The organism is Flavobacteriales bacterium, from assembly GCA_020435415.1.
GTDB lineage: Bacteria > Bacteroidota > Bacteroidia > JACJYZ01 > JACJYZ01 > JACJYZ01.
The window spans coordinates 1-10,448 of sequence record JAGQZQ010000104.1 but is presented as its reverse complement, the minus strand read 5'-3'; the positions used below and the strand labels follow the sequence as shown (position 1 = coordinate 10,448).

The window sequence follows — 10,448 nt, the reverse complement described above, 5'->3', positions numbered from 1 at the left end:
CGTCTGTTCACTTCAGGACCCTTTCTCTTGGCTCCGGAGCGAAAATGGCACTGCCTATCTGGGCTGAGTTTTACCGACAACTCCAGGCCGATCCCCGGTTTAGGGAAATGCTCTCAAATTCATTGCTGGATAGACAAGCCCGCAATAACCTTCCTTCGTTTGACTGTGACAATTTCCGGAAACCGTTTTTCGAGCGATTGTTTGGCGGAGGGAGAAAGGAGGATAAAGATGAAACCAATTCTTCCAAACCGACAAGAAAAAAGTGGTCGTTGTTCAAAAGGAAGTAAAACGCTTGTGAATCTTGCTTGCGAGTGGCTGATTTTGTCTTTAAATTGCGGGTTCCATTGCAAAAAAAACCAAGATGAAAAAGAGCCTCCTGTTACTGATCTCGTTGATTTCTTTCATGCGCATGGACCTGTCTGCTCAGGTGATGGACAAAGAGTATATGGATCTTTTTGATCTGTATATGATGGATGACTATGAGAAGTGTCTGAAGAAAGCCATGAAGTATACGGAGAATGACAAATCCAAGAAAGATGCTCAGCCTTGGTTCTATGTGACCATGTGTTACTACAAGATCAGTATGAACAGTGAGCTCGAGGAGAAATACCCAGGGGCTTTGATGGAGTCGTTCAAGGCTGCCAAACGATTCAGGAAGTTTGATGTGTCAGGTAAAGTATGGAATGAAAACCAGGATTTCTTTGACGAGTACAAAGCATATGTGCTGAAGAAGTTTACGCCTGAGGTAAAGAACGGATCATACAAGGAGGCAGCAAAACATTTTAAGAAATTTCAGGAGGTTGATGAGAGTGACTATGGGATCCAGATCATCGCCGGAATAACCTATATACTGGCGAATAAGATGGAAGGAGTTTCATGGGTTGAGAGTGCGATTGACAGTCTGAAAAGCAAATATACCGGAGCCAAATTCAAAGCTGAGTCGTTGGATAAAGAAGCGCTTTTGCAAAGTGCCTTTGTTGAATATTCGGCTTTTCTTGCACAAAAGGATGACCAAAAGGAATTGGCGATGAAGGTCATCGAAGCTGGCAGGGATATCATGGTGGATAATGATGAAGTGCAACGACAATACGCCCGGATGAACAGAAAATAGAACCGTTCTTTATCACATAAAAAAAGCCCCGTTTCAAACGGGGCTTTTTTTATGCGCAATTGTTGTTGAGAAATAATGCTTCTATATAACGCCGAGAAGTCTCAACAGCAATACTATGAGCAATACGACAATAAGTATGTAGAGAATTTCTCCAAGTATCCACAGGTCTAACAGAGACAAAATAATCAGGATCAACACGATGACCAATACAGTTACAAGTAAACTATTGTCGTTCCCTGATTTTCCCTGCTCTCCGGTAACCTCCTTTGGATTCAGTTGTATCAGGCGAGAAGGTTTACCTGCCATCTCTTTTATTTCCTTAACAACTTCTTTTATTTCCGCTCTTTTGACACCTTTGGCCTTTCGGTTTTTATTGTGTTTGCTGGTGGCTTCCTTTGCAGGTACCGCTTGTGATACGGGTGCTACTTCCGGAACAAGCGTTGCAGTTTCATCACCCTGAGGGGTGTTGTTAACTTGCTCCTCGGATCGGGCTGGTACAACGGACGTTTTGGCTTCATCCACCTTTTTTCCGGGCTTGCCGATATGTACCATCTTGAAATTCTGCCGGTGTTTGGCTTTGGAGAATTTATCGCCCCCGGTTGTACCACAAGCAGAGATCAGCCCGACAATAGCCAAACCAAAGGCCATCTTCATAAACATCGCATTAAATAGCTTCATAGGATCAAAGGTTTTGAGTTAGTGTATCGTAAATCTAAATTTTCTTTCGGATATTTCCGTTTAATGATTGGAAATATCCAATCCAATTGATCGAAAAAATTGAAATCTACGCATCGATAAGGGTATTCATCCTTATCTTCTGTTGTCAGCATTTGTTTGCACAAGAGGGTGGTTTGCATGTGAGCACGACCGATGTGGATCTTGGGCGGATGGATAGTGTGGCTTCTGCAAGGGTTAGTCTGGTGCTCACCAATCAGAGTTCAAAGAAAATCTTCATTCTCAGAGCAGATGCCTCGCCAGATCTTAAAGTTAAAGCGAATAGCAAAACGTTACAACCAGGAGATACCACTTCCCTGATGATCTTGATCGTTCCACAGGACAAAGGCCCGTTTCGCTATTCGGTCGGACTATACCACAGCGGAAATCTGGAGCCGGAACGGATCACCGTATCAGGCACCATCGATCATTTACTTCATGTAGAGAACCCTATGCTGGCGTGCTATTCGTTTAACGGTTCAGCACGAACAGAACCTAAACGGATGGCGCTGATTCCTCCGCCGGATACCATTGAATACACACCTTCGGTTGTGTCTCAACCCAAAGAAGAGCCGATTGAGGAAACCAAAACGGTGATTCAACCTCCAGAGCCCATACAGCATGTGACGGAACCAGCGGAATCTGCCGTTCTTCCGGAAAGTCACTATAAACCTATTAACCTCATTTTTTTAGCGGATGTATCCGGTTCGATGAAGGACAGCCTCAAACTAGGTCTGATGAAAACTGCCATGACCCGTGCGGTAGAAGTGTGCAGGCCCGGGGATAAGATTTCCCTGGTAACCTACGCCGATGATGCACGCATTTTATTGGAAGGACTCCCCGGAGATAAAAAAGATACGGTGGTTCGGATGATCCAGAAATTGCATGCCGGAGGAGGTACGGCAGGAAGCGAGGGTATTCAGCTGGCATATGAGGTAGCGGCTCGGTCGTTTATAACCAATGGAAATAATGTGATCATTCTGGCCACTGATGGAGCGTTTAACCTTGATAAGAAAACAGAAGAGCTGTTTGAAGGCAGCGAAGATGCCATATACATGTCTGTGGCTGGTATCGGTAAGCCCGGAAAATTATCCAAAAAGGTCCTGAAGAAAATCGCCGGACGTACCAGGGGACGACTGGTTTGGGTGCGAAGTGCCAAGGAAGCAGGGAAAGCATTCCTGGCTGAATTAAAGAACGGATCGAAAAGATGAGGCTACATCATGACACTTTGATTTTGAATCTTTTTGCAACATTTTCTTTACACTGCCGTCTATTGCTGTAGATAAATTCAATGAGGCAGGCGTCAGGTGAAATTGAAGCATGCATTTATAATTTTTTGTTTTCCTGCTACGGTTCTGGCAAGTGTGGTGGAGGAGAAAGAACAGCGCCTCGTTGAGGCCCGTAGGGTTCAGGGTGAGGTGAAGGTAGACGGTAGCCTGGATGAAGAGGCTTGGGAGCAAGCGGTTGTAACAACAAACTTTACTCAACTTCAGCCTGATGAAGGCAAAGCTCCATCGCAACGTTCTGAGGTTCGTTTGCTTTATGATGATCACGCCATCTATGTAGGGGCATATCTTTATGATACCGCACCGGACAGCATTCTTACAGAGTTAACCGAGCGCGATAATGATGGTGCTAACGCAGACTTCTTTTTCTTTTACGTCGATCCTTATAACAAACGGCAGGACGCCTATGTGTTTGGTGTTTCCGCATCGGGTATGCAGGTAGACCAGCGTTTCAGTGACTGGACCTACAATGCCGTTTGGGAAAGCCATGTAGCTATTACAGATAAAGGATGGGTCGTGGAAATGAAGATCCCCTACTCCGCCATTCGTTTCCCGAAGGCAGAAGCACAGGTATGGGGTATTCAGTTTGAACGGTTACTGAAGCGTAAACAGGAAAAAAGCCAATGGTCCCTCACCCCTCAAAGTCAATCCCTCCCGCAAAATTTCTGGGGTGAGACCCGTGGTATATCGGGCATTGAGGCTCCTATCCGCTTAAGCCTTACCCCCTATTTGTCTACCTCGTGGAATAAGATACCCGTTACCTCATCAGACGGAAGTATTGAATACGCCAACAATTATACCTACAGTGCAGGCACTGATTTGAAGTATGGGATTGATGACAGGTTTACTTTGGATGTAACACTTCTTCCGGATTTCGGACAAGTTCAGTCGGATAATAAAGTCAAGAACTTGGGCTACTCTCCCGTAAATTATGAAGAGAACAGGTCCTTTTTTAAAGAAGGTACCGAGCTCTTCGGAAAGAACAATCTGTTTTATTCGCGAAGAATAGGACAAACACCATCCGGGTATGGTGATGTGGATGCAGGAGAAGGCGATGAGATTGTTTCTAACCCACGACAGGCAAATCTGATCAATGCAACCAAGCTGTCGGGCAGAAATGATAATGGTTTGGGTCTTGGTTTTTTTAACGCGGTAACCAATAACACATATGCGGTCATTGAGGATTCATTAGGGCAGCAACGATCCATACTAACGGAACCACTGGTAAACTACAATATTCTGGTAGCGGATAAGCAGTTCAAGAATAACTCAAATCTGTATGTGATCAATGCCAATGTAACCAGGGCAAAGAAATTCAGGGATGCGAATGTGACGGGAGCAGGACTCTCGATGTTCACCAAAAAGAAAAATTTTCGCTTTGGGCTTGAGGCTTCACACAGCCGGACCTACGGCGAACAGGATTCGTTGGGTTATGAGGTCCGGACCCAGGGCCTCAAATTCGGTATGGTGGTGGAGAAAGTGTCCGGGAAAATCCGTTACGGAACCGGAGCGGAAGGTTGGAGTCCTGGCTTCGATGCCACGGACATGGGATTCTTTTCGGTAAATAACATCGTGAAGCAATATGCCTGGTTGTATTTGTATAGATTCCAGCCCTGGAAGTTTGTGAGGAATGCCAACGCCCAGATCAATGTCACCTATACTTCCCACTATCAGACCTTCAAGCGGAATAGCGTACAGATAAATGTGAATCTGAACGCAAACCTCAAAAACCTTTGGAATGTTTACGGTGGTTTGGGAATCACACCGGTAAAGAATGACGACTACTATGAACCAAGGGTTGATGGCTGGCACTACTCACGACCGCCTTTCTTTTGGATGTTCAGTGGATTCTCTACCGACCAGCGGAAGAAGTATGCCTTGAGTTTGGAAGGTTTCTTTGGCCGGTTCCTCAAAGAATACAGATCCAATGACCACGACGGTTTCGGTGCTCAAATGGATCACCGCTATCGTGTCAATAATAAACTGACCGTTGGTTATAACTATGATTATAACATGGACGAGTATAGCCTCGGTTATGCGGATGTTCTGAGTTCGGATTCCATTCTATTTACCGGCAGGGTGCTTGAAACGTTTACCAATACCCTTGGCGCCCGGTATGCCTTGAACCCTGCCACAACCTTCTCGCTGAATATGCGGCATTATTGGAGTACCGGAAAGTACAAAGACTTCTTTCTTCTCAACCAGGATGGGTCGTTGGATCCAATTGCCGGAAGGCGAACCGGGTATGATTTCAGTTATAATGCCCTGACCATAGACGCCGTGATCACTTGGTGGTTTGCTCCGGGTAGCACCATAACACTGGTATACAAAAAGCAATTGGAGGATGAGTCCGGCACAATTCCGGTGAAATATTCTGAAGACTTCAGATTGCTATCCAAAGTTCCTCAGAATGATTTTATCTCCCTTAAAGCGCTCTATTGGCTGGATTATCTTTACCTGAGAAAAAAACGTCCCCGCAACTAATATTTTCGCTACACTGTAACCTCGCTTTGTCAGTGTAACTTTTTAGGTGGTTTGGATGTATATCTAAGCCAACTTTCGGGTGTTGATTGCCTTGGTTGTCACCGGTTTGGCATGTGTTGCCCTCGTTGTAACCGGATAATCCGGAAGCAATAAATCTTACCAGTGCCGCGTCATTACTCTAATATAACAGAAGCAAGGTCTCCAGATGATGAATGATCAATTGAAATACGACAGTGGCTTGCGCTTTGGTCGTATGGGTCAAAGGTTGGTGCAAGGTGTTTTGTTTGTTTCAATTGCGTTTCCTGCCCTTTCCACCAATGCGCAGAATGTTAAGCTTACTCAGGATGAAGCGGCCTATGCCGACAGTTTGAAACTGGCCTATGAAGATGCACAGGAAGCCGTGCTGCTTTCAACCGAAAAGTTTAGCTATGCTTGGTTAGAGAATGATTCATTGCCCGTTCAGGCTACTTTGGAGGCTGATGAGAAATTAATGGCACTGAAGGATGACTACACTTTTCGCAAGGCTCTGTTCTATGATGATATGAGCGAGATTGTCAAACCTGAAGGGTTTAATCATAAAGATAAACAGATTGAGCTTTACCCCTATTACGGACCTTTTCAAAGCGGCGAATACTTTTATGATGATGTGAAGATTTGTACGTTCAACTTCCGTTTCTCAACACGAGGTCAGAAGGCCAGATACACGTACAGTAAAAAGTATAAGGACCCTAAGTATCTCACCAGTGTATACTTCCATGACTACCGCCCGGTACTTGAAAAGGAGATCACCTTTATTATTCCCGATTGGCTTGAAGTAGAATTGAAAACATTCAATTTTGAGGGATATGACATTGAACGCTCGGAGGTACGGAATGATAACGATAAGACAACCACCTATACCTTCAAAGCGCGCAACCTTGAAGCGCTAAAAGAAGAACGGAATGCTCCGCCGGTTTCAAAGAATTATCCACATATACTGGTCCTGACCAAAGCGTACACGCAGAATCAGGAGCGACATGTTCTCCTGGCATCTACCAAAGACCTTTATCACTGGTATGCAGAACTGGTCAAACAGGTTTCCAATGAACCGGATGATCTGAAGACCACGGTTACCATCCTCACCGATGGAAAGGAGACGGACATGGATAAGATCGAATCCATTTTCTATTGGGTTCAGGATAACATCCGTTACATCGCTTTTGAAAACGGCATCATGGGGTTTAAACCGGCCAATGCTCAGGATGTCTTTCACAACCGTTATGGCGATTGCAAGGGAATGGCAAACCTTATGAAAGAAATGCTCGTGCTGGCAGGATATGACGCAAGACTCACGTGGATAGGTACCCGGGATATTCCGTATGATTATTCTATCCCTTCCCTCGCGGTGGATAATCACATGATCTGTACGGTATTTTTAAATGGCAAACCGTTTTTTCTGGATGCGACGGAAGAATTTGTTGGTATGAATGACTACGCTGCACGGATCCAGGGAAGACCGGTGTTGATCGAGGATGGGGCCGCCTATATTCTGGACAGCGTACCGGAATTTTCAAAGGAGCATAATACCATACGCTATAACATTGCGGTTAAATTGGATCAAACCGAATTGAAGGGGAAGTACGATGTAGAATACAATGGTGAAGAAAAGACCATCATTCGCAGGTCTTATGCGAATATAAAGACGGATAAACGCGATGAAGCGCTGAAGAAATTCCTGAATGGTGGTGATAAGAATTACCAGGTTAGCAATATCGAATCTTCAGATCTCGGCGCCCGTAATCTGCCTCTCACCTTTACCTATGATTTTACCTTGCGTAATCAGGTTACCAATATCGGGAATGAGTATTACATCACCCTGGACATGAACCGGGAATATGGCCATTCGAAATTTGAGGATGACCGGGTGAATGACTTTGAATTCCACAACAAGGTTTACATTGAGGGTACGACTGAATTGGTCATTCCTGAAGGTTGGAATCTTGATCATCTTCCGGAACCTGTTGATATCAGTAACGACCATTTTAATTTCCGCCTATCCTATCAAAGGAAGGAAAATGTGATCACCTATTCCAAGGTTATTTCGATTGACAACGCCTTGCTTAAACAGGAGGATTTTTCTCTGTGGAACGATGCGGTTGAAAAAGTCGGGAAGTTTTACGGAAGTCAGATTGTACTTGTTAAGCCCTGATCTATGCGCAGACTCATATCCTCCACCCTGATCATTTTCGCAATTACCGTTTCAGCGCAGGAAAGACCCCGCTCTGATGCGGAAAAAAAGGCGGCTGCAGACCTATACTTTTCCAAAGATGATCAGGACTTCTCGGCTGTAAAGGGCCCTGATCAATGGGCCGGTGAATCTGCCATTATTCTCGCACAGCAGGTTACTTATAGTTATTTGAAAAAAGGGCGTAAGGGTATCATTGAAGAAGCCGTCAGACGCAGGATCAAGCTACAGGATAAATCGGCTGTAGAGAATTTTTCAGAATACTATTTCTACTCTTTCAATGCGGTTGGCGTTCGCATCACAAAATCAGATGGAAGTATCGTTGAACCGGATCTAAGCAAGGCTGTTCCTGAAAATGAAGGGCGTCCGGGAACTTTTGCATCGCCCACCACGGAGAATATTGAAATGAAACTGGCCATTCCCAACCTGGAGGTGGGTGATATTCTGGATTATTATGAAGCAAGCAAGCATACAACCAAATTGAAGAACAGAAGTTTGGAGTATGACCCCCATATCGCTACCCTGGAAAAGGACTATCCAATCCTTATGCAGCGCCACAAGTTTATCGTAGATCGTGATTTCCATCTGGCCTTTGCTTCTACCAACGGCGCACCTCAGATCATGCAAGGTCCTCCTGGTTTGGATGCGAAAGGAAAAGTCAACGAATCTGTCAGAATATATGTGTTTACAGATACATTGAAACGGGAAAAGCTTGAAGATGAACTTTGGAGCTATCATTACCTGGATCGGCCTACCATCAAATATCAGGTGTTTCATGAGGTCCAAAATGAGTTGGAGCATTCCACATTTGCCATCGACCGGAATGGTGGTCTTAAATCCAGTGCAACCGGGGCAGATGTGCAGGCATATACCATCGGACAGATCAATGGAGACCGCTTATTTGCTTACCTGAATGCCGCTCAGATCACAGATTATCTGGATCGTTATCACCCCGGAGTGTCCAATACGGATGAGCTCATAAACCTGATATACTACTACATGCGGTATCGCATTATGCTTGCCTATTTTACCGATTGGAATGGCAACATGGTTTATGAAGGGGTGGATAACCTTGTGTATGCAAAAGACATCCGTTTTCTGAGTACGTTGTTAGAGGTGTTCAAGAAGAAGAATATTGATGCGCAGATCATTGCCGCCGTACCCAGACACATGGGGACGCTGGACGATTTGCTTCTGATGGATGAGCTGAAGTTTGCCATGCGGGTTAATAAGACGAAGATTATCTATCCTTTCAGCAACTTCTCGACCATGGGTTATGTGGATAGTTCCCTGGAAGGTGTGGATGCCTGGGTGTTCAATTATGAATCAAATAATGACCGATCCAAATGGACCCAGGAAAGAATGACCCTGCCCTATACTTCGGATTCTGCCAATTACGTGAGTTGTGTTAATATCGTGAATATTGATTCTGCCTTTGGGAAGGTTGCTGTGAAGCGGACGACCACTGTAGGAGGTAACATGAAAAACAGTTATTCGGTCGTACCGCTATACAACACGGATTATTTGCTTGATGACAGGGAGGAGCTGATCCCTACGTTCTGGGAAGAGTCGGGTGATGGTAAGACCGAAAAGGCGGCCGAACTCAAGCGGAAAAAGGATGAAGCGTATCAGCAAAGGGAGAAAAGTAAGAGTGATGCCTTAAAAGAAGATATTGAAGATGATTTTGATAAATGTGAAAGTTATGATGGTTTTAAGTTGGTCAGCGATGGGCGCTGGGAAAAATCTCCCCTGTTGATCTATGAGGATCAGTTTACCCTGACCCATGTGACCAACCCTGCCGGTAAAAACTTTATCCTGGATGTGGGTATGTTCATCGGTGGACAGTTCCAGCTTACGGAAAAACAAATGACCCGTCACGATGACATTCATATGTCGAGCGCACGTTCCTTCAATAATAAGATCATTATCCCGATACCGGATGGATATTATCCAGATGGGCTGGAAAATTTGGTCATGAATGTGGACAATGATTATGGCACATTTACTTCAACGGTCGAGATGCAGGGAGATAGCCTGGTGGTTGAGACGTTGAAGCGATACAAACATGCCGACGTGAAAAAGGAAGACTGGCCGCAAATGATCCGTTTCCTCGACACGGCCTTCGATTTCAGTCAGAAGAAGTTGATCTTCCGGAGAAAGGAAGAGAGCGCAAAGCTTTAAGGGAAGCTCCTCCCAGGAAATACAGGTTCCTCGCTGTTGCTCATAACTCACACTCCAAACTGTTTTGCGGCCCCGCTATCGCGTGTCTGGCGTATTTCGCAAACCTGATTTTCGGACAGGATTACTTTCGTGATCCTGCCTTATCCGTGCAGTGGATCAAAACCATGCGGCCCCGCTATCGCGTGTCTGGTGTATTTCGCAAATCTGATTTTTTCGGAAGGATTACTTTCGTGATCCTGCCTTGTCCGTGCAGTGGATCAAAACCATGCGGCCCCGCTATCGCGTGTCCTACCATATTTCGCAAACAAAAAAAGCAAGCTGAGTGCTTGCTTTTTTCTTTTTGCTCAATATGGTGAGCATGGCTTTGATCATCAAGTGACCCCGGAAGGATTCGAACCTTCGACCCACTGATTAAGAGTCAGTTGCTCTACCAACTGAGCTACGGAGT

The 10,448-nt window shown here is 45.1% G+C and carries 7 protein-coding genes and 1 tRNA gene; 6 read left to right on the top strand and 2 right to left on the bottom strand.

All coding sequences use genetic code 11. From position 1 onward, the window contains the following. Together KDD36_13220 and KDD36_13215 are read left to right on the top strand one after the other, a co-directional pair. On the top strand, positions 1-287 hold a 287-nt coding region (locus KDD36_13220; GenBank protein ID MCB0397608.1), incomplete at its 5' end, for a hypothetical protein. A 74-nt stretch (positions 288-361) separates the two neighbouring features. Then, entirely contained in the window at positions 362-1,111 is a 750-nt protein-coding gene (locus KDD36_13215; protein ID MCB0397607.1) for a hypothetical protein, read from the top strand. A gap of 81 nt (positions 1,112-1,192) precedes the next feature. Here the strand turns inward: KDD36_13215 and KDD36_13210 are convergent, their stop codons facing one another. Then, on the bottom strand, positions 1,193-1,789 hold the full coding sequence (locus KDD36_13210) for a hypothetical protein (protein ID MCB0397606.1): 597 nt from the start codon (positions 1,787-1,789) through the stop codon (positions 1,193-1,195). Positions 1,790-1,875: 86 nt separating this feature from the next. On the opposite strand from KDD36_13210, the gene KDD36_13205 reads away from it, so the two are divergent. From KDD36_13205 to KDD36_13190, 4 genes are all read left to right on the top strand, one after another. Next, positions 1,876-3,036: a VWA domain-containing protein gene (locus KDD36_13205; GenBank protein ID MCB0397605.1), complete on the top strand. Its 1,161-nt coding sequence runs from the start codon at positions 1,876-1,878 to the stop codon at positions 3,034-3,036. A gap of 96 nt (positions 3,037-3,132) precedes the next feature. Then, positions 3,133-5,595: a carbohydrate binding family 9 domain-containing protein gene (locus KDD36_13200; protein MCB0397604.1), complete on the top strand. Its 2,463-nt coding sequence runs from the start codon at positions 3,133-3,135 to the stop codon at positions 5,593-5,595. 205 nt (positions 5,596-5,800) lie between these two features. Continuing rightward, positions 5,801-7,783: a transglutaminase domain-containing protein gene (locus KDD36_13195; protein MCB0397603.1), complete on the top strand. Its 1,983-nt coding sequence runs from the start codon at positions 5,801-5,803 to the stop codon at positions 7,781-7,783. Between the two features lie 3 nt (positions 7,784-7,786). Continuing rightward, positions 7,787-10,000 carry a DUF3857 domain-containing protein gene (locus tag KDD36_13190; GenBank protein ID MCB0397602.1) on the top strand — a complete coding sequence of 738 codons (2,214 nt, stop codon included), beginning with the start codon at positions 7,787-7,789 and terminating at the stop codon, positions 9,998-10,000. 376 nt (positions 10,001-10,376) lie between these two features. On the opposite strand, the gene KDD36_13185 is transcribed toward KDD36_13190, so the two are convergent. Next, positions 10,377-10,448, bottom strand: a tRNA-Lys gene (locus tag KDD36_13185).

Excerpts from the sequence above, each read along its gene's own strand:
- KDD36_13215 (MCB0397607.1), top strand. The coding sequence starts at position 362 with ATGAAAAAGAGCCTCCTGTTACTGATCTCGTTGATTTCTTTCATGCGC.
- KDD36_13210 (MCB0397606.1), bottom strand. The coding sequence starts at position 1,789 with ATGAAGCTATTTAATGCGATGTTTATGAAGATGGCCTTTGGTTTGGCT.
- KDD36_13195 (MCB0397603.1), top strand. The coding sequence starts at position 5,801 with ATGATGAATGATCAATTGAAATACGACAGTGGCTTGCGCTTTGGTCGT.
- KDD36_13190 (MCB0397602.1), top strand. The coding sequence starts at position 7,787 with ATGCGCAGACTCATATCCTCCACCCTGATCATTTTCGCAATTACCGTT.